This is a genomic window from Acinetobacter chinensis (assembly GCF_002165375.2).
Taxonomy (GTDB): Bacteria; Pseudomonadota; Gammaproteobacteria; order Pseudomonadales; family Moraxellaceae; genus Acinetobacter; species Acinetobacter chinensis.
In genome coordinates, this window is sequence record NZ_CP032134.1 from 2,926,546 (window position 1) to 2,946,383 (window position 19,838).

General features: G+C 44.0%; 16 protein-coding genes, 2 tRNA genes and 3 rRNA genes. 9 read left to right on the forward strand and 12 right to left on the reverse strand.

Going from position 1 to position 19,838, the window contains the following annotated elements; all coding sequences use genetic code 11:
- Positions 1-146: 146 nt before the first annotated feature.
- From hisG to CDG60_RS14825, 5 genes are all read right to left on the reverse strand, one after another.
- On the reverse strand, positions 147-842 hold the full coding sequence (gene hisG, locus CDG60_RS14805) for an ATP phosphoribosyltransferase (RefSeq protein WP_068974023.1): 696 nt from the start codon (positions 840-842) through the stop codon (positions 147-149).
- Positions 842-2,107, reverse strand: coding sequence for a UDP-N-acetylglucosamine 1-carboxyvinyltransferase (murA, locus tag CDG60_RS14810; protein ID WP_087513951.1), 1,266 nt, complete (start codon positions 2,105-2,107; stop codon positions 842-844). Before murA ends, hisG begins: the two co-directional genes overlap by 1 nt.
- A 6-nt stretch (positions 2,108-2,113) precedes the next feature.
- A complete protein-coding gene (gene ibaG, locus CDG60_RS14815; RefSeq protein ID WP_004830087.1) occupies positions 2,114-2,365 on the reverse strand; it encodes a BolA family iron metabolism protein IbaG in 252 nt (83 codons plus the stop codon).
- Between the two features lie 137 nt (positions 2,366-2,502).
- The gene (gene hpf / locus CDG60_RS14820; protein ID WP_087513950.1) at positions 2,503-2,835 is read right to left on the reverse strand and encodes a ribosome hibernation-promoting factor, HPF/YfiA family; all 333 of its coding nucleotides are present in this window, start codon (positions 2,833-2,835) and stop codon (positions 2,503-2,505) included.
- A gap of 173 nt (positions 2,836-3,008) precedes the next feature.
- Positions 3,009-4,463: an RNA polymerase factor sigma-54 gene (locus CDG60_RS14825; protein WP_087513949.1), complete on the reverse strand. Its 1,455-nt coding sequence runs from the start codon at positions 4,461-4,463 to the stop codon at positions 3,009-3,011.
- Between the two features lie 184 nt (positions 4,464-4,647).
- Between CDG60_RS14825 and CDG60_RS14830 the strand changes: the two genes are divergently transcribed.
- Entirely contained in the window at positions 4,648-4,920 is a 273-nt protein-coding gene (locus CDG60_RS14830) for a hypothetical protein (protein ID WP_119023835.1), read from the forward strand.
- Positions 4,921-4,992: 72 nt separating this feature from the next.
- Here the strand turns inward: CDG60_RS14830 and rrf are convergent.
- The 5 genes from rrf to CDG60_RS14855 form a co-directional block, all read right to left on the reverse strand.
- Positions 4,993-5,107, reverse strand: a 5S ribosomal RNA gene (gene rrf, locus CDG60_RS14835).
- Between the two features lie 176 nt (positions 5,108-5,283).
- A 23S ribosomal RNA gene (locus CDG60_RS14840) occupies positions 5,284-8,177 on the reverse strand.
- A 383-nt stretch (positions 8,178-8,560) separates the two neighbouring features.
- A tRNA-Ala gene (locus CDG60_RS14845) sits at positions 8,561-8,636 on the reverse strand.
- Positions 8,637-8,680: 44 nt separating this feature from the next.
- Positions 8,681-8,757 (reverse strand) — tRNA-Ile (locus CDG60_RS14850).
- Positions 8,758-8,816: 59 nt separating this feature from the next.
- Positions 8,817-10,353: ribosomal RNA gene (locus CDG60_RS14855) — 16S ribosomal RNA — on the reverse strand.
- Together the 16S, 23S and 5S rRNA genes with 2 tRNA genes alongside form the textbook arrangement of a ribosomal RNA operon.
- A gap of 556 nt (positions 10,354-10,909) precedes the next feature.
- On the opposite strand from CDG60_RS14855, the gene CDG60_RS14865 reads away from it, so the two are divergent.
- The 6 genes from CDG60_RS14865 (at position 10,910) to CDG60_RS14890 (ending at position 15,510) form a co-directional block, all read left to right on the forward strand.
- Entirely contained in the window at positions 10,910-11,806 is an 897-nt protein-coding gene (locus CDG60_RS14865) for an MlaA family lipoprotein (protein WP_087513012.1), read from the forward strand.
- Positions 11,807-11,907: 101 nt separating this feature from the next.
- On the forward strand, positions 11,908-12,876 hold the full coding sequence (gene gigA, locus CDG60_RS14870; RefSeq protein ID WP_087513013.1) for an RsbU family protein phosphatase GigA: 969 nt from the start codon (positions 11,908-11,910) through the stop codon (positions 12,874-12,876).
- Positions 12,877-12,989: 113 nt separating this feature from the next.
- Complete coding sequence (gene gigB / locus CDG60_RS14875) at positions 12,990-13,511, forward strand: anti-anti-sigma factor GigB (protein WP_087513014.1); 522 nt, start codon at positions 12,990-12,992, stop codon at positions 13,509-13,511.
- 24 nt (positions 13,512-13,535) lie between these two features.
- Complete coding sequence (locus CDG60_RS14880; protein ID WP_087513015.1) at positions 13,536-14,360, forward strand: carbon-nitrogen hydrolase family protein; 825 nt, start codon at positions 13,536-13,538, stop codon at positions 14,358-14,360.
- A 96-nt stretch (positions 14,361-14,456) separates the two neighbouring features.
- Entirely contained in the window at positions 14,457-14,843 is a 387-nt protein-coding gene (locus tag CDG60_RS14885; protein ID WP_087513016.1) for a DUF4951 domain-containing protein, read from the forward strand.
- 241 nt (positions 14,844-15,084) lie between these two features.
- Complete coding sequence (locus tag CDG60_RS14890; RefSeq protein ID WP_087513017.1) at positions 15,085-15,510, forward strand: organic hydroperoxide resistance protein; 426 nt, start codon at positions 15,085-15,087, stop codon at positions 15,508-15,510.
- A gap of 163 nt (positions 15,511-15,673) precedes the next feature.
- Here the strand turns inward: CDG60_RS14890 and CDG60_RS14895 are convergent, their stop codons facing one another.
- Both CDG60_RS14895 and gspE read right to left on the reverse strand, forming a co-directional pair.
- Positions 15,674-16,186 (reverse strand): SMI1/KNR4 family protein, encoded by a 513-nt coding sequence (locus CDG60_RS14895; protein ID WP_087513018.1) that lies wholly within the window; start codon positions 16,184-16,186, stop codon positions 15,674-15,676.
- Positions 16,187-16,446: 260 nt separating this feature from the next.
- The gene (gene gspE, locus CDG60_RS14900) at positions 16,447-17,934 is read right to left on the reverse strand and encodes a type II secretion system ATPase GspE (RefSeq protein ID WP_087513019.1); all 1,488 of its coding nucleotides are present in this window, start codon (positions 17,932-17,934) and stop codon (positions 16,447-16,449) included.
- A 99-nt stretch (positions 17,935-18,033) separates the two neighbouring features.
- On the opposite strand from gspE, the gene CDG60_RS14905 reads away from it, so the two are divergent.
- Both CDG60_RS14905 and CDG60_RS14910 read left to right on the forward strand, forming a co-directional pair.
- Positions 18,034-18,855, forward strand: a complete 822-nt coding sequence (locus CDG60_RS14905; protein WP_087513020.1) for a DUF432 domain-containing protein — start codon at positions 18,034-18,036, stop codon at positions 18,853-18,855.
- Positions 18,856-18,864: 9 nt separating this feature from the next.
- On the forward strand, positions 18,865-19,794 hold the full coding sequence (locus CDG60_RS14910; RefSeq protein ID WP_087513021.1) for a mechanosensitive ion channel family protein: 930 nt from the start codon (positions 18,865-18,867) through the stop codon (positions 19,792-19,794).
- Positions 19,795-19,838: the final 44 nt, after the last annotated feature.

The window sequence follows — 19,838 nt, forward strand, 5'->3', positions numbered from 1 at the left end:
TGCAGGTTGTTATTCATGACTTATTTTTAACATTCTCATCAAAAACTGACTTTATCAATTCTGTGAATAAATCGTGAATGATATTTCCCCGATAAAAAAACCGCCCTTACGGACGGTCATTTATTTCAAAATCATTCTATTACAAATTACTTTTTCGCTTCACGTTCTTCCACGGCTTTTTCAAGCTGAGCAAGAATTGGATTGAGCAAAGTCTGCTTACGTTTAAAGCTGGCTTTATTGACAATCAAACGTGAAGACACTTTACAGATTTCTTCCAAAGGCTCTAAACCATTGGCACGCAAAGTATTTCCTGTATCCACTACATCGACAATGTAATCACCCAAACCGACCAATGGTGCAAGCTCCATTGAACCGTAAAGTTTAATCACATCGACTTGTTCGCCTAAGCTTGCATAGTATTGACGGGTTAAATTGACATATTTAGTGGCAATTTTTAAACGCCCTTTGGGACGTTCCATGCCCACTTTGCCTGCTGTCATTAACTTACAGTTGGCAATTTTTAAGTCCAATGGCTCATAAACGTTTTGCGCGCCATGCTCCATCAATACATCTTTACCTGCCACACCAATATCCGCTGCACCATTTTCAACATAAGTCGGTACATCAGAAGCACGTAAAATCAGGATACGCACCTGTTTATGTGTGGTTGGGAAAATTAACTTACGGGATTTATCAGGATCTTCCAATAAGTTAATTCCAGCAGTTTCAAGCAAAGGCAATGTTTCTTTTAAAATACGACCTTTACTCAATGCCAAAGTTAAACCATGATCAAAATTGCCCATTACGTCAAAGTTTGGATCATCGTTTCTCATATCGCTCATTAACTTGTCTCGCTCACTCGCTTAATCTGGACACCCAGACCCTGCAGTTTTGCTTCAATATCTTCATAACCACGATCGATGTGATAAATACGATCAATTGTGGTTTCACCTTCAGCAACCAAAGCTGCCAGAACCAAAGAAAATGAAGCACGCAGGTCAGTTGCCATCACTGGGGCTGCGGATAATTTTTCCACACCAGTGACTATAGCATCATTACCTTCGACCTGAATATTTGCACCCATACGCGCTAATTCAGGCACATGCATAAAACGATTTTCAAAAATCGTTTCTGAAATTGTTGCAAAACCACGACCAATGGCATTGACCGCCATCAACTGTGCCTGCATATCTGTTGGAAACTCTGGATGTGGTAAAGTCTGAAAGCTAACTGCTTTCGGACGTTTACCCATCATATCCAGTTCGATCCAGTCATCACCACGGGTCACTTCTGCACCCATTTCTTCAAACTTATCCAGTACTGCTTCAAGCAGGTTTGGATCAGTATGTGTGGTCTTGACTTTACCGCCTGTAATCGCAGCCGCAGCAAGATATGAACCTGTTTCAATACGGTCAGCAACCACTGAGTATTCACAACCATGCAGACTTTCAACACCAGTCACCACTAGTGTATCTGTGTCTAAACCTTCAATTTTTGCACCCATTTTAATGAGCATTTGCGCAAGATCGGTGATTTCAGGTTCACGTGCTGCATTACGGATTGTGGTTACACCATCTGCAAGTACCGCAGCAGTCAGAATATTTTCTGTACCGCCTACAGTCACCATATCAAAGACCACTTCACCGCCTTTTAAGCGGCCATCGACACTGGCAATCACATAGCCATTTTCGACCTCAATGTGTGCACCCAAAGCTTCCAATGCTTTTAAATGCTGATCTACAGGGCGTGAGCCAATGGCACAGCCACCTGGCAATGATACTTTTGCACTGCCATAACGCGCCAGTAATGGACCAAGCACCAAAATAGATGCACGCATGGTTTTCACCAGTTCATACGGTGCAAACTGATTGTCCAATGTAGACGTATCTGCAGTAACAGTTTCACCTTCATAAGTCATGGTAATACCAAGACCACTGATCAGTTTAACCAATGTTCTGACATCTTTCAGATTTGGGACATTTTTTAGAGTAATTGGTGAGTCTGCAAGAATCATTGCTGCCAGTAAAGGTAAAGCTGCATTTTTCGCACCCGAAATTCGCACTTCACCTTCGATTTTTGCACCGCCTTGAATGACAAATTTATCCATTGACGCTTAAGCTCCAAACATGCTGGCTTTGCGCCATTCTTCTTTAGTCATTGCACGAATAGTCACAGCATGTACTTCACCGCTGGCAATATATGAATTCAGCGGCGCATAAACAGCCTGTTGACGGGGAACAGGGCGTTTACCCTCGAACTGATCATCGACAATACGGAGGTCAAATTTCCCTGCCTGTCCACTGACAGCAACTTCTGCATCAGGAAAAGCCGCTTTTAAAATTTCAGTGAGCTGTTCACTATTCATTGCTTAGACCTCTTCGTAGGGCTGACAGTGTAAAAACCTGTCATTCTACTATAAATAGAAAAAATAATTCATTAGTCACGTACATTATACGTATAAAAAAAAGAGGTCTAAAAAACCTCTTTTTACAAATTTTTCAACTATACCGCCAGCGGCTGATATACCAGCTGCATTTTACGATGCTTATGCAGTTGCCGTTTTAATTTTTCTGTCAGACGCTTAATTGAAGTATACATATCGTCTGCCGAAGCCTGAGCAAAGAGTTCCGCTCCAGGCAACCGGATAATTGCTTCAGCAATATGATTCGCACTTCCTTTTTTAGATCGCTTATCCAGCTGATGATCTTTGGTCAGCTTCACCTGCATGCTGTTGACCTGATCAAGATGCTTTGTCATATCTGCAAATTTATATCTGATATTTTCTTCAATTGCAGGGGTGATAGTTAAATGATGACCACGAATTGTTATTTGCATAGTTCAATCCCTCACCTTCTTTTAGGATATGAAAAGAAAGCAGCTGAAAGATTCATCTCAGATTTACCAAACCGTTACATCACTGAAATTCAACCATTTCTGCTGTTCCTTAAAATAAATAGAGATTCATTATTTTGTCATAATGAACCCCTAGAATAGCCACACAATAAAAATCAGATCAAGACTTTTCTATCAGAAGATGAAGGAATATGTAACGATTCGCGATACTTCGCGACTGTCCGTCTTGCAACATCAATCCCTTCCTCCTTTAACATTCCGGCAATAGTATTATCTGACAATGGCTTACGGATATTCTCCTCAGCAATCAGTTTTTTAATTTTTGCACGGATTGCTGTTGAGGAGGCTTCACCACCCGAAGTTGTCCCTACATGACTCGAAAAGAAATATTTCAGTTCAAACAGTCCGCGTGGAGTCAGCATATATTTATTGGTTGTGACCCTCGAAACAGTTGATTCATGAAGTTCCACTTCTTCAGCAATATCTCTTAATACCAGCGGCTTCATCCCCTCAGGTCCAGTTTCAAGAAACCCTTTCTGATGCTCGACAATACAGGTTGCTACTTTTAACAGCGTCTTATGTCGCTCATCTATGCTTTTTATAAAGTTTTTAGCTTCAAGCATCTGATTTCTTAAATACTGATTATCATCACTTTGATCTGCCCGTCGGATCATTCCAGCATAGAAAGCATTCACTCTCAGCTTTGGAACAACATCAGGATTCAACTGTACAAACCAGTGCTCATTTTTTTTCATAACCACTACATCAGGAATCTGATAATCAGACTCACGGTCTTCAAATTCAATTCCTGGATGTGCTTTCAATGTTTTGAGCAGTTCAACTGCGCTTTTCAACTGATCAGCATTTAAACCAGTCTGTTTCATCAACTTCTGAATATCATTTGAAACCAGCAGTTCATAATGTTTCATCAAAAGTACAGCTTCATACCTATATGGAAGTTGCGCAGGCAATCCTTCCAGCTGAACCAGCAGACATTCTGCAAGATTACGGGAGCCTACCCCGACAGGTTCCAGCCGCTGTATATGTTTGAGGACCACCTGAACTTCATCATCTTCTATTTCTTCTTCATACCCCATAGTATTCAGCAGGTGCTGAACCGATGAGGTTATTTCTGAAATCTCACAATCAAGAAAGCCTTTATTATCCAGTGAATCCACTATACAGCGGGCAATCAATTGCTCGACCAGTGAAAAATGCAGCAAATTAATCTGCTCAAGCATATGCGCCTGTAAACTCTGATGCCCCTGACGGTTATCTTCACGCTCCTCGTATTCAGCAGCCCCTAAACTTGTTGGCTGATGGGTATACACATCATCCCAGTCTGTATCTACAGGTAAATCATCAGGTAAATGATCTGCATTTAATTCATTTGTCAGATCTTTCTGTTCTGCTTCGCTTTCTTTTAATGAGGATAAACTTTCAATAGTGGATAAATCCTCAACCTTCTCCAGTAATGGATTACTGTCCAGCTGAATCTGAATTTCCTGTTCCAGCTCAAGGCTGGAAAGTTGAAGCAAACGAATGGCCTGTTGTAACTGCGGTGTCAGTGACAAAGAGTTTGCAACTTTTAACCCAACCGATAACTTCATCTTCAACCGCTCTCCATTTTATACAGCGCTTAAGGCAAAGGTGATAAGCAAAAAATATGCCGTTTTAATTTTTTATAACATAATTTTATTAAAAAACATACAGAAGAATTTTAAAATTAACAAGACAGCAGATAATTTCGGATTCATTTTCACTGAATGCATCTCAGAAATATCATTCTTCATCATGGAAACAGAGAGCAACCAGCTTGAAGTACTCGAAGGCAGTGTCCATACCCTAAAAAACTGTGGTTTTCCTCCTCTGTTCTTTGAAGTATGGGGAGACTACATGAAGGAGCTGATTCCTAAACGGACTGAACTGATGAATTTTGTGCAGCAGCGCTTAGGCTATAAAACTGTAATGTACGGGGAACTCTGTATTGCTCAGCACCCGGACAATCAGATTTTTGAAATCAGCTACAGCAAAGCAGCAGGTTTAAGCATGACCCGACTGAAATAGCTTTTACTTTTCCTTTCACTGGACAATAAAAAACACCCTCAATCAAATGATTGAGGGTGTTTAGGAATAATGAGCTGGCGATGACTTACTCTCACATGGGTAACCCCACACTACCATCAGCGCAAAGAGGTTTCACTTCTGAGTTCGGGAAGGGATCAGGTGGTTCACTCTTGCTATTGTCGCCAGCACAACTGTTTATGGATACTTGCTTTGGTCTTATTTAGATGCCAATGCTTTTTCCAAATGAGTTATTAACAGCTCTATCTGAGTTGGAACATTGTCATACTGTTGCGATTCTGAATCAAGTCATTCTGATGAATATCGAATCAACTGAGCTTTATACAACAACTGTTTGGGTGTTGTATAGTCAAGCCTCACGAGCAATTAGTACTGGTCAGCTTCACACGTCACCGTGCTTCCACATCCAGCCTATCAACGTCGTAGTCTTCAACGGCTCTTTAGAGGACATAAAGTCCTAGGGAAATCTTATCTTGAGGTAGGCTTCCCGCTTAGATGCTTTCAGCGGTTATCCCTTCCGAACATAGCTACCCGGCGATGCGACTGGCGTCACAACCGGTACACCAGAGGTTCGTCCACTCTGGTCCTCTCGTACTAGGAGCAGATCCTCTCAAATTTCCAGCGCCCACGGTAGATAGGGACCGAACTGTCTCACGACGTTCTAAACCCAGCTCGCGTACCTCTTTAAATGGCGAACAGCCATACCCTTGGGACCTGCTTCAGCCCCAGGATGAGATGAGCCGACATCGAGGTGCCAAACACCGCCGTCGATATGAACTCTTGGGCGGTATCAGCCTGTTATCCCCAGAGTACCTTTTATCCGTTGAGCGATGGCCCTTCCATACAGAACCACCGGATCACTAAGACCTACTTTCGTACCTGCTCGACTTGTGGGTCTCGCAGTTAAGCGCGCTTTTGCCTTTATACTCTACGCGTGATTTCCGACCACGCTGAGCGCACCTTCGTACTCCTCCGTTACTCTTTAGGAGGAGACCGCCCCAGTCAAACTACCCACCAGACATGGTCCTCGTCCCGGATAACGGGACAGAGTTAGAACCTCAATATTACCAGGGTGGTATTTCAAGGATGGCTCCATAGCAACTGGCGTCACTACTTCAAAGCCTCCCACCTATCCTACACAGGTAAGATCAAAGTTCAATGTCAAGCTGCAGTAAAGGTTCACGGGGTCTTTCCGTCTAGCCGCGGGTACACCGCATCTTCACGGCGAATTCGATTTCACTGAGCCTCTGCTGGAGACAGCGCCCCCATCATTATGCCATTCGTGCAGGTCGGAACTTACCCGACAAGGAATTTCGCTACCTTAGGACCGTTATAGTTACGGCCGCCGTTTACTGGGGCTTCGATCAAGAGCTTCGCTTACGCTAACCCCATCAATTAACCTTCCAGCACCGGGCAGGCATCACACCCTATACGTCCACTTTCGTGTTTGCAGAGTGCTATGTTTTTAATAAACAGTTGCAGGGGCCTGGTTTCTGTGGCTGCTGGCCGCTCATTCCGCAAGGGAAATCACCGCCGGCAGCGTACCTTCTCCCGAAGTTACGGTACCATTTTGCCTAGTTCCTTCAGCAGAGTTCTCTCAAGCGCTTTGGTCTACTCGACCTGACCACCTGTGTCGGTTTCGGGTACGATTCCTGTGTAACTGAAGCTTAGAGACTTTTCCTGGAAGTATGGTATCAGCCACTTCACTGTACAAGTACAGCTTGCTATCAGATCTCAGCATAGAGTACCCCGGATTTGCCTAAGATACATGCCTACATCCTTCCACCTGGACAACCAACGCCAGGCTGACTTAACCTTCTCCGTCCTCTCATCGCATTACACACAAGTACTGGAATATTAACCAGTTTCCCATCGACTACGCCTCTCGGCCTCGCCTTAGGGGTCGACTCACCCAGCCCCGATTAACGTTGGACTGGAACCCTTGGTCTTTCAGCGAACGGGTTTTTCACCCGTTTTGTCGTTACTCACGTCAGCATTCGCACTTCTGATACCTCCAGCAGACTTCTCAATCCACCTTCATCGGCTTACAGAACGCTCCCCTACCACTTGCAATAAATTGCAAATCCGCAGCTTCGGCATATAGTTTTAGCCCCGTTACATCTTCCGCGCAGGCCGACTCGACTAGTGAGCTATTACGCTTTCTTTAAAGGGTGGCTGCTTCTAAGCCAACCTCCTAGCTGTCTATGCCTTCCCACATCGTTTCCCACTTAACTATAATTTTGGGGCCTTAGCTGGCGGTCTGGATTGTTTTCCTCTTGACTACGGACGTTAGCACCCGCAGTCTGTCTCCCGGATAGTACTCATTGGTATTCGGAGTTTGCATCGGTTTGGTAAGTCGGGATGACCCCCTAGCCGAAACAGTGCTCTACCCCCAATGGTATTCGTCCGAGGCGCTACCTAAATAGCTTTCGGGGAGAACCAGCTATCACCGAGTTTGATTAGCCTTTCACCCCTATCCACAAGTCATCCCCTGGCTTTTCAACGACAGTGGGTTCGGTCCTCCAGTTAGTGTTACCCAACCTTCAACCTGCTCATGGATAGATCACCCGGTTTCGGGTCTATACCCAGCAACTGAACGCCCTATTAAGACTCGGTTTCCCTACGGCTCCCCTATACGGTTAACCTTGCTACTGAATATAAGTCGCTGACCCATTATACAAAAGGTACGCAGTCACCGAACAAGTCGGCTCCCACTGCTTGTATGCATGCGGTTTCAGGATCTGTTTCACTCCCCTCACAGGGGTTCTTTTCGCCTTTCCCTCACGGTACTGGTTCACTATCGGTCAGTCAGGAGTATTTAGCCTTGGAGGATGGTCCCCCCATATTCAGACAAGGTTTCACGTGCCTCGCCCTACTCGACATCATCATATAAGCCCTTTCGCGTACAGGACTATCACCTACTATGGTTGCACTTCCCAGAGCATTCCACTAAAGCTTATATGACTTAATGGGCTGTTCCCCGTTCGCTCGCCGCTACTGAGGGAATCTCAATTGATTTCTTTTCCTAAGGGTACTGAGATGTTTCACTTCCCCTCGTTCGCCTCGTAACACTATGTATTCATGTTACGATACCTGCCTTATAGCAGGTGGGTTTCCCCATTCAGAAATCTCCGGATCAAAGGATATTTGCCGCCTCCCCGGAGCTTATCGCAGGCTATTACGTCTTTCATCGCCTCTGACTGCCAAGGCATCCACCACATGCACTTAATTACTTGACTATACAACCCCAAACAGTCGTTCATCCCTACAAGTAGGATGAGCAACAGATCGCGACGATTTCTCATCACTCTCATACAGTTGGCGTCTGTGAAATTAATCACTGTACAGCTTCAATTAGATTCATATACCAAAACGCTTGATTCAGTTTAATCGCTAGTTTCTCATTTCCTTCATTTTCACATCACAGTAATAAATTACTGTCAGTGTTAATGTCGGTCATGAGTATGAACAATTTATTTCAACTCAAATATATGCTGTTAATGATTAACTACCGCCTCGTCAGCAGGTAGCAAACTGTGATAAATCACAGAACTTAATAAACTGAGATCAGATGATCGTCATATTCACTAAATTCTATAATTCAGAACTTCACTTAATGTGATGGTGGAGACTAGGAGAGTCGAACTCCTGACCTCCTGCGTGCAAAGCAGGCGCTCTACCAACTAAGCTAAGTCCCCAGTTAAGATCCCGATATATCTGTTTCTGTGCTGATTCGTCAGAATGGTGGGTCTGACAAGACTTGAACTTGTGACCCCACGCTTATCAAGCGTGTGCTCTAACCAACTGAGCTACAGACCCTCAGATACATCAATGAAGAACAACTTGTTGTGGATTCTTACCAATCGTCAATCTTTCGTTAAGGAGGTGATCCAGCCGCAGGTTCCCCTACGGCTACCTTGTTACGACTTCACCCCAGTCGTCGGCCACACCGTGGTAAGCGTCCTCCTTACGGTTAGACTACCTACTTCTGGTGCAACAAACTCCCATGGTGTGACGGGCGGTGTGTACAAGGCCCGGGAACGTATTCACCGCGGCATTCTGATCCGCGATTACTAGCGATTCCGACTTCATGGAGTCGAGTTGCAGACTCCAATCCGGACTACGATCGGCTTTTTGAGATTAGCATCCTATCGCTAGGTAGCAACCCTTTGTACCGACCATTGTAGCACGTGTGTAGCCCTGGTCGTAAGGGCCATGATGACTTGACGTCGTCCCCGCCTTCCTCCAGTTTGTCACTGGCAGTATCCTTAAAGTTCCCACCCGAAGTGCTGGCAAATAAGGAAAAGGGTTGCGCTCGTTGCGGGACTTAACCCAACATCTCACGACACGAGCTGACGACAGCCATGCAGCACCTGTATGTAAGTTCCCGAAGGCACCAATCCATCTCTGGAAAGTTCTTACTATGTCAAGACCAGGTAAGGTTCTTCGCGTTGCATCGAATTAAACCACATGCTCCACCGCTTGTGCGGGCCCCCGTCAATTCATTTGAGTTTTAGTCTTGCGACCGTACTCCCCAGGCGGTCTACTTATCGCGTTAGCTGCGCCACTAAAGCCTCAAAGGCCCCAACGGCTAGTAGACATCGTTTACGGCATGGACTACCAGGGTATCTAATCCTGTTTGCTCCCCATGCTTTCGTACCTCAGCGTCAGTATTAGGCCAGATGGCTGCCTTCGCCATCGGTATTCCTCCAGATCTCTACGCATTTCACCGCTACACCTGGAATTCTACCATCCTCTCCCATACTCTAGCTTCCCAGTATCGAATGCAATTCCTAAGTTAAGCTCAGGGATTTCACATCCGACTTAAAAAGCCGCCTACGTACGCTTTACGCCCAGTAAATCCGATTAACGCTCGCACCCTCTGTATTACCGCGGCTGCTGGCACAGAGTTAGCCGGTGCTTATTCTGCGAGTAACGTCCACTATCTCCAGGTATTAACCAGAGTAGCCTCCTCCTCGCTTAAAGTGCTTTACAACCAAAAGGCCTTCTTCACACACGCGGCATGGCTGGATCAGGGTTCCCCCCATTGTCCAATATTCCCCACTGCTGCCTCCCGTAGGAGTCTGGGCCGTGTCTCAGTCCCAGTGTGGCGGATCATCCTCTCAGACCCGCTACAGATCGTCGCCTTGGTAGGCCTTTACCCCACCAACTAGCTAATCCGACTTAGGCTCATCTATTAGCGCAAGGTCTAATGATCCCCTGCTTTCCCCCGTAGGGCGTATGCGGTATTAGCATTCCTTTCGGAATGTTGTCCCCCACTAATAGGCAGATTCCTAAGCATTACTCACCCGTCCGCCGCTAAGATCAGTAGCAAGCTACCTCTCTCCGCTCGACTTGCATGTGTTAAGCCTGCCGCCAGCGTTCAATCTGAGCCATGATCAAACTCTTCAGTTTAATACTTGCTAGCACCTTAAAGGGTGCCAATCTTGGCTCATCAATTTTCTGACAAATTCTCTCAAATAAACTTCGAGTAATTTAAACCATTCAATCAATGAAAATAATTTCGATCGATCAATCAGTAAAAATCCACACAAGTTGTTCTTCATATTCTCTTAATGATCTTCTCAATGCTTCGTCAGCATCAAGCTAGGTCGGCTATATTACTCTGAATCTCTTCAAAGTCAACATGTAATGTAAATTATTTTAAACTTTCTTTCTAAAACCCAACTTAACCATTCTATGCTAAGCTACTGTTTTATCAGAAGTTTTAATCTTCATCACCGCCGATGGATGTGCATTCTACAGCATTTCACATCCAACACAACCCCCTCAGACATCTTTTTTTTGTTTTTCTTCTTGTTTGGTGGGTTTTTACACAATTTATCTTATTTATCTACATTTTTTAAGCAAATTTGTTTTAATACGCATCATTCATATGCTTTAAGATGAATTCATAACGACTTTAATCCATGATTAATTTTTTCTGAATTCAGGACTCAGGATTTTATATATGCAATATTCTCAATATTTATGGGTAAGTTTACTCAGCATTGGGCTTGTCTCCCCTGTTTTTGCCGATTCAACCGATACAAATGCAGTTGAAGAAGGAACCGTCAGAGAAGCTGCGCCTAAATACCCTCGCCTTGAATCACTGAAAGAATTAAAGAATATTAAGGCTAAAGATTTAAAAGTGGATGCAAATGCAGCACAGCCTGATGAAATCAAAGATCCATTACAGCCTTTGAACCGTCAGATTTATGCATTGAATGACAGTGTTGACCGTCATGTCATCCGTCCTGTTTCAGTTCAATATAAAGCTAAAGTTCCTGAAAATGTCCGTGGCTCTTATCGTCTGTTCCGCAAAAATATGGGAGAACCATGGAATGCTGTAAACCAGGTTGCACAGGGTCGCTTCACCCGTGCAGCAAAAACACTGGCTCGCGTAACCATCAATACAGTGACCACACTGGGACTTGCTGATCCTGCCCGTAGACTTGGACTGTCCACAGAAGAAGAAAGCCTCGGAGATACACTGGGCTATTATGGCGTACCAAGTGGTCCGTATATTATGTTGCCAGTCCTTGGACCAAGCACTTTCCGTAATGCACTTGACTATCCTGCTGAGTCTTATGCAAAACCACTGACTTATATTTTCGACAATAATAATCAGGATGGTTTAGCCTGGGGAAATACCATCTGGGGCGGTATTGATACCCGTGCCAATCTGCTCGATGCTGAAAGCGTACTTCAGGGCGACCGCTATGCTGCGATCCGAGACATCTATCTACAGCATAAAAAGTTCGAAATCGCACAGAAAAAAGGGGATGATGGAGCTGTTTCCTTTATAGATGATGGCGATGACTTCTCTGATGAAGACTCAGAGTCCTCTCAGAATCCATCTGAATAATTTGTAAAAATTCATACCAAAGGTGGCATCATCTTCCTTTGGTACTCAATTGATTGTTATAGTAGTCCTTTCAGGTACGCATTGGATCAATCACAGACCTTATGTATTTCATTCAGCCAACACGCGATATTCCCTTTCTGAATCAGGTAATTAATACATTACCCGGTGTTCAGATGATACATATTGAAGATATTGACCTGTATGATCCAACGATTATTGCTATTGCAGATGTTCAGGACTTTCTGACGTATCAATGGTCATTACCGACAGTTGTGATTGCTTTTGATAATGAAGGTACTGCCCTTTCCCAGGCCTGGGAACTGGGTGCGCTTGCTGGTTGGACTTGGAGCCGTCTGCCTGCAAATCCTGAACATGCGCTACAGAAAATTGATGCGCAATATAAAAGAAATCAGGACAGTCGTGATCTGCCTTCCGCAGCAGATCTTCAGAAATGTCTGTTACCCAATCCCATCGAACTGATCAACTATAAAGTTGAAACGCTGTTTCAGCCATCGGCTTATCTGTCCGGAGACTGGTATGACTACTGGAAAATCAGCGATAAAGAGCTGATGTTCTATCTGGCGGATGTTTCTGGGCATGGTGTCACAAGCAGTCTGCTAACCTCTTGGATGGCTGCCTTTCACGGTCGCTCCAAAACCCCACGCGAACTGATCAAGAAACTCAACGGCATGCTGGTTCAGGAAAATATTGAAAAGCACATCACCATGATTGCTGGTGTTCTGAACCTGGAGACTCATCAGCTGCGCTGGTCCAGTGCCGGACATTATCCTCCTGCCATTATTTTTGAACCCAATCAGACACCCCGTATTCTGAATACCAGCAGCTTTCCTTTAGGACTGACTGAAGACCTGGAAGTTGAAGAATTTGAATGTATCCTGAACCGCCATGCACGGTTCATTATCTGTTCAGATGGCGCACTGGAACCTTTCGACGGCGGTCTCAACGAACAGTTTGAAAAACTGGTCTACCATTTGCAGAATCAATCATTCCAGGCCCCTGATCATGTTGCAGATGACATTGCCATACTAAGTTTACGTCGAATCAATTAATTTAATTTTCAAACAGTTAAGTTTTTTTAACATGCAATACGACTCCAGGCTACTTGAGTCTGAAGTGTCCCTATGTGATAATTTTCACATCCTTCTCTGCAAATGGCATTTTTATGTCAACAGGTCATGTTGAATATGCAAGCTTGAATGGAACGCATATTTTTAAGCTTATTGGCGAAGTGCGTGCCCAATCCTGCATCAGTCTAGACAAACTTTTAAACAGAATTGAACAGCAGCAAAATGTAGTCGGCGCTATCGTTGATTTAACAGAAACTACGTTCATTGACAGTACTGTTCTGGGAATCCTGGCGAAACTCGGTTTAAAACTGAAACAGGTTCACCATATTCAGGCAGTTATGCTGTCTACTAACCCTGATATTACAACTCTTGCAAACAGCATGGGGCTGGGTCAGGTTTTTGTGATTTTAAATTACTGCGGTGATCCAAATGTCTGCACACAGGCTTTACTGGATGACAACATCACTCACGGTACAATGCTGGGTACAGTTCTTGACGCCCACAAAACACTGATGAAGCTCAATGAAAACAACCAGAATATGTTTGAGCCATTGGTAAAACAGCTTGAAAAGGAACAGGTTAACCTGGATTCAGCATCTGCCAAGCAAAACGCTTAATTTCCAGATCTGCAGGGACAGCACATGACTTTACTTTCCATTGTTCAGATGAACTCTCAGAATAACATTGAAGCAAACTTCAGTGTGATTGAGTCATTGATTCTGCAAAGTAAAGCTCAGGGTGCTTCTCTGATTGTTTTTCCGGAAAATTTTGTCTGCTTTGCCGCAGGTAAACAACGTGAAACAGCTGCCCGTTTTGAAGAAATTCAGCAACGGCTTGAGCAGCTGGCACATCAGCATCAGATCTGGATTGTAGCAGGCACACTCCCATGCCCTTTCCGTCCAGATGGTTCTGTGATTGAAGATGGACGTGTCCGCACGGTCAGCCTGTGCATCAGTCCTGAACGGACAGAAGCCCGTTATGACAAAATCCATCTGTTTGATGTGCAGGTGGGTGATGCCGTCGGTGGTTATCAGGAATCCATGTTTTTTGAACCTGGTACAGATGTGGTTGTAGCAAAAACACCTTTTGGCAATATTGGCTTAATGGTCTGTTATGACCTGCGTTTTCCTGAACTGGCTTTAACACTTCGTGCCCGAGGTGCAAATATACTGACTGCACCAGCAGCGTTTACCTATACAACCGGTCAGATGCACTGGCAGTTACTGTTACAGGCTCGGGCTATGGACAGTCAGTGTGAAATACTTGGTGCAGCTCAGCAGGGATGGCACGGTGAAAAACGTCAGACCTGGGGACATGCAGGTGCAGCAAACAGTCGTGGTCAGCTTCTGGACATTGTTCATGCCGAAGGTGCTCAACTGATTACCGTACCATTTGACCTGGCTGAACAGAATGCTGTCCGTGCTTCCATGCCCTTGATGCAACATCGTGTCCTGCTGAACTACTGATCCATTCACGACTGTTTAAAAATTTCTGTTATTTCCATAATATTATTAAAACATTTCACATATAATAATGATTCTCATTTTATTTTATAAATTTCCATGCTTAAATTTTCCCTTATCGCAACCCTGCTTCTTTCAACCTCCATGATCAGTTTCGCAGATACAGCCATTTCCAAAGACCTGCACCCTTCTGCACAGCTGAACACTTCAATTGAACGACTGCCGTTACCTCCTACACCTGGCAATATGAAACTGCCTGAATTTAGTCAGGGAATTATTGGCTGGGGAACGGGACCTGATGGTGCTGAAAAACGACTGAACAATATCACTGCCCAGGATGTGAATGGTTTTAAGCATCAGGGAGTCAGCCTGGAAATGGTTCAGACCTGGCAAAAGTTTTATGAAAATGAAACACTGCGGAATCCTGGAAACCCTGCTGCACCACTTCGTGCAAAACTCATGAAAAAAATTGCAGAGTTATGGTAAAACAGGTCTGACTGATCTATCCATTGGTGATGCCTTTTCATCAATGGATAAGCGATATCTGTATACCTGCTCAGATCAAACCACTGTTTTCTTTTATTTTGACCATAAAACTCAGCTGCTCAGGCTAGAACTCAAACACATCCTGTAAACATTACCCTCCCGTTTTTTACAAAATAACTGCGCACACTCTGGATATTTTCATTCAGGATATGTTTTCAGACTCGGATAACAGGGAACAGAGATGTCTTTAGAAAAAGTTGTTTATACCGCACATGCCAAAGCAACAGGTGGTCGTGATGGTCGTGCGACCTCTTCCGATAATATTTTAGATGTAAAGTTAGCTGTGCCAAAGGAAATGGGCGGTGCAGGTGGTGGAACCAATCCTGAACAGCTTTTTGCTGCGGGCTATTCTGCATGTTTCCTGGGTGCAATGAAGTTTGTTGCCAACCGCGATCAGTTAAAAATTACGCCTGATGCATATATTGAAGGTGAAGTCGGTATTGGTCCGATTCCAACGGGTTTTGGGATTGAAGTGAAGTTAAATATTCACCTGGAAGGTCTGGAGCAGGCAGAAGCACAAAAACTAGTGGATGCTGCGCATATCGTTTGCCCGTACTCCAATGCAACCCGTGGCAATATTGATGTGACGCTCAATGTAATTGTTTGATGTATTAAAGAATTCAGATGATTGCTCAGGAGCCGATTTTTATAATCGGCTTTTTTAAACAAGAGACCAATATCTAATTAATTATTTGATTTTAAATAAAAATAGAGAAATTATTTCACATAACACCCATTATATTAAATGGAGCTAATATCCGACATATACTTTAATGTTCCCAGAATTTATCACCCTGAGATTCATAAAATTTATTAATGAACTCTTCAAAAGTATTGGCAACAATATACCAATCTTGTCGTTGATCTATAGGTAAGACAACCAAAATAGAGCCGTAATCATCACTATCAGGATCACATCGAACTAACAATAAGTCTGAATCTCCATAAAATTCCCCAATAATTAAGTCACTTTGAAGAGCATCAGCCTTTCGACTACTTTTATAAATTTTTGAAGCAAAAGTTATCTCCTCAAAAGGATATAATTTTAATCCCCATTGTCCATATTCTTGATCTATAAATAGATCTGCACCATTAGATATTGTATAAAAATCCTCTAATGCTTTTGGCAAAAGTGTTTGAAGTATTAGTGGGTAAATTTTGTTTTTTGGATTTAATGAACATCGTAAAGGAAAGGGACATTCAATACCTTTATGAATAGCTTTCTTAGGTTCGATCTCCCATTCATTTTGTATTTTTTCTATAATTTCATGAATACTATTCATTTATTACGCTCTCAAATACTTTTAACTTTTTCTAAAATTAACATAATACACCTTATGCGAAATAGATTTAATTTCCTATTTTAAATCATAACCTTATCATGCAATAAAAAACCCAGCTTTTCCAAGTTGGGCTTTTTATGGATTTTTCACGTTTCACGCCAGGTATTTAACTATTGTTCCACGAATTTAAATAGATATCTTAAATAATACTCAGTCTACAATAGTTAAAAATTCAAAACCTAATATGAATATTCCTTTCTTCACTCAGCCGCTTCATTGGTCACACGTAAAACTTCTTCCATCGTGGTTTTACCTGCCAGCACTTTACGTAAACCATCATCACGGATTGAACCTGCCTCACGGCGCGCATATTCCTCAAGCTCATATTCAGCAGCATTGCCATGAATCAAACGTCTCATCTGCTCATCCACAGGTACAATTTCATAAATTGCAGTACGCCCTGTAAAACCCGTATGGGAACAATGATCACAACCTTTCGGCACTGGAAGTTTTAAAGTCAGCTCAGAGCTGACAGGTTTAAAAATATCTTTTTCAAAGCTGTCAGCTTCACGCCAGGTATGACAATGTGAACATAAAGTCCGAACCAGACGCTGTGCAATCACACCAATAAGTGAACTCGCCAGCAAGAACGGCTCAATCCCCATGTCCTTTAAACGGGTCACAGCACCAATGGCTGTATTGGTATGCAGTGTTGATAATACCAGGTGACCTGTCAGTGATGCCTGAACTGCAATTTCTGCCGTTTCAAGATCACGGATCTCACCGACCATGACCACATCCGGATCCTGACGGAGCATGGCTTTTAAAGCACGAGCAAAGGTCATATCGACTTTGCTGTTGACCTGAGTCTGACCAATCCCTTCCAACTGATATTCAATAGGGTCTTCGGCAGTGAGGATATTTTTAGAACCATCATTGAGATCTGAAAGTGCGGCATACAGCGTCGTGGTTTTACCCGAACCTGTAGGACCTGTCACGAGGATAATGCCATGCGGACGGTGAACCAGTGTTGTTAAACGATCATAGTCACTTTGCATTAACCCAAGGTGGGTCATATTCAGACGTCCTGCCTGTTTATCCAGCAGACGCATCACCACCCGCTCCCCATGTGACGATGGCAGGGTTGATACACGGACATCCACTTCACGACCTGCGAGACGCAAGGAAATACGTCCATCCTGAGGGATACGTTTTTCAGCAATATCCAGTTTTGCCATGACTTTAATACGTGAAACCAGCAAAGGTGCAAGTTCACGGCGTGGCTGAACAATCTCGCGCAACTGACCATCAACCCGTAAACGGACGGACAGTTTCTTTTCAAATGCTTCAATGTGAATATCGGATGCACCGACACGGATTGCTTCTGAGAGCAAGGCATTGATTAAACGGACAATAGGAGCATCATCTTCCTGATCCATCAGATCTTCAGTTTCGGGTACCTGATCTGCCAGACTGAGTAAATCAGGATGGTCTTCAAGCCCTGCTGCCACCTGCTGAGACTCCCCTGTGTCTCCTGCAAAACTTGAACTCAGAATTTTATTGAATTCCTGATCTGTATACAGCTGATGCTGTGCCACATAGCCAAGAAATCTGCGGGCTTCCTGAATCGCAGACAAAGGCGTGTTTTCACGGCGGACAATATAAGCCTGATCGCCTTCGTAACGGATCAGCACGCCATGTCTTTTTGCAAAACTATATGGTATTTGTAATTGTTTAAGCGCTTGCATTACAACTTATATTAATGATTAAACTTGTTTTGAGTGTACTCTAAGCGCATGACAGCGTGAAGTCTGTTTTTAAGATTTAAAGATATAGGGAAAGTAGAGTTGTCAAAAAATACTGAACACCTGGAACCCGAACTTCCAAATCTGAAATGGTGGGGCGAACAGCAGTTTGAGCTGTATCAGTCCAAGGCCTGGCAGTTTGGCTCGATGATGATGCGTCTGACCCGTGGCTTACAGGAATGGCGGCTTGAATATTATCGTCCACAGTTCCAGTATGACTATGAACAGCAATGGAGCTGCATCAATGATGTCAGTTTTGGTTTTCCACAGCCTGTGCATGTTGAACGCTATATGTTCCGTGAAACACACAATACATTTCAGCTCATGCCAAGACTTGCTGACCGCTCGGTGGTGATCCGTCCCGTAGACCCTATTTACATTCCTGCTGGACAGCGTGGGACGCTCTATATCAGTACGCCTCTCTGGGTGGCAGGTTTTGTGCAGGCGCAGAAAGAACCTCTGTTTGATATTCCCGTTATTCAGCCTAAAGACACCTGGTTTGGACCTGACCACCGTTCAGGAGAAATGTGTTATGCCACAGCGGTCGATGGACGTACCGAACTGAAGTCCTTAAAACCCCGTGCTTTTCGTGCTGTCACTCCCATTGATTTTCATAATGTCAGTAGTCATCAGCTGCGTTTTGACCGTATGAATGTGCCTGTCCCAGCCTTGCCTTTATTTCACAGTGAAAGCACAGGACGTCTGTGGACCTCACAGATTAAAGTGCTGTATGAAGGCAATGACCGCCCTGCCCGTGTCCGTATTGAAAACAGGACACCGCCACTGGCTGGTGAAGTGGTTTATGTACATCCACCACGTTCACCGGGTGGTGCGCTGTTCAATATGTTTGATTCTTTCTTTTAGGAGTACATGATGGCTGAAACAAGTATTCCCAAAGATATTGCCGACAGTTTTAAAGGCGTATTTACCAATATCAACACAGACCGACTCAGTGAGTTACTGGTTGCACTGGTGCTCTGTGTCATTGGATTTTTTCTCGCCCGACTGATTTCCAATGCATTTATCCGAACCATTGGCGCACGGTTTAATGCACATCAGCGACTGGTCTGGCGTCGTGGTATTTTTTATTTTATTTTCATGCTGTTTGTGATCACCAGTTTAAAGGAAGCCGGTTTCAAGCTGAGTGTTTTCCTAGGTGCCGCGGGTATTCTGACGGTCGCTCTGGGTTTCGCCTCACAAACTTCAGCCTCCAACTTAATCAGTGGTCTGTTTCTGATTGGTGAAGGGTCTTTCGAGGTTGGGGATACCATTCAGCTGACCTTAATCCGTGGTCATGTGATCGAGGGTGAAGTGATTTCGATTGATCTGCTGTCGGTAAAACTGCTGACCATTGATAACATTTATATCCGTCTGCCCAATGAACAGCTGATCCGCGCACCCGTTCATAACCTGTCCAAGTTTCCCATACGGCGGATTCCTATCAGCCTGTCCATCAATTTCAATGAAGACATCAACAAAGTCCGTGAAGTTTTACTGGATGTTGCCAGTGACTATCCACGTGTACTGGCCGACCCAAAACCTCAGGTGACAGTCACTGCTTTTGGTGAGTCATCCATTGAACTGCTGTTTGCACTGTGGTGTAAGCAGGACAATTATTTAAGAGCCAAAGATGAAATCCATGAAATGATCCGTAACCGTTTTGTGGAAAATCAGATCGAAATTCCTGTGCCAAAAATTGGTTTTGTAGACCGTCCTCTACACTCGCAAAGTCCTCTGAGTAATGCTGACCTGGATCAGTATGCAAATACACAGAATATTAAGCGTGAACCTGACCTGAAATAAAATCCGGACAAGCCTTCTTCCATGAAGGCTTTTTTTATTGCTGT

Coding starts and splice junctions, on each gene's coding strand:
- hisG (WP_068974023.1), bottom strand. CDS start 842: ATGAGCGATATGAGAAACGATGATCCAAACTTTGACGTAATGGGCAAT.
- murA (WP_087513951.1), bottom strand. CDS start 2,107: ATGGATAAATTTGTCATTCAAGGCGGTGCAAAAATCGAAGGTGAAGTG.
- ibaG (WP_004830087.1), bottom strand. CDS start 2,365: ATGAATAGTGAACAGCTCACTGAAATTTTAAAAGCGGCTTTTCCTGAT.
- hpf (WP_087513950.1), bottom strand. CDS start 2,835: ATGCAAATAACAATTCGTGGTCATCATTTAACTATCACCCCTGCAATT.
- CDG60_RS14825 (WP_087513949.1), bottom strand. CDS start 4,463: ATGAAGTTATCGGTTGGGTTAAAAGTTGCAAACTCTTTGTCACTGACA.
- CDG60_RS14830 (WP_119023835.1), top strand. CDS start 4,648: ATGGAAACAGAGAGCAACCAGCTTGAAGTACTCGAAGGCAGTGTCCAT.
- CDG60_RS14865 (WP_087513012.1), top strand. CDS start 10,910: ATGCAATATTCTCAATATTTATGGGTAAGTTTACTCAGCATTGGGCTT.
- gigA (WP_087513013.1), top strand. CDS start 11,908: ATGTATTTCATTCAGCCAACACGCGATATTCCCTTTCTGAATCAGGTA.
- gigB (WP_087513014.1), top strand. CDS start 12,990: ATGTCAACAGGTCATGTTGAATATGCAAGCTTGAATGGAACGCATATT.
- CDG60_RS14880 (WP_087513015.1), top strand. CDS start 13,536: ATGACTTTACTTTCCATTGTTCAGATGAACTCTCAGAATAACATTGAA.
- CDG60_RS14885 (WP_087513016.1), top strand. CDS start 14,457: ATGCTTAAATTTTCCCTTATCGCAACCCTGCTTCTTTCAACCTCCATG.
- CDG60_RS14890 (WP_087513017.1), top strand. CDS start 15,085: ATGTCTTTAGAAAAAGTTGTTTATACCGCACATGCCAAAGCAACAGGT.
- CDG60_RS14895 (WP_087513018.1), bottom strand. CDS start 16,186: ATGAATAGTATTCATGAAATTATAGAAAAAATACAAAATGAATGGGAG.
- gspE (WP_087513019.1), bottom strand. CDS start 17,934: ATGCAAGCGCTTAAACAATTACAAATACCATATAGTTTTGCAAAAAGA.
- CDG60_RS14910 (WP_087513021.1), top strand. CDS start 18,865: ATGGCTGAAACAAGTATTCCCAAAGATATTGCCGACAGTTTTAAAGGC.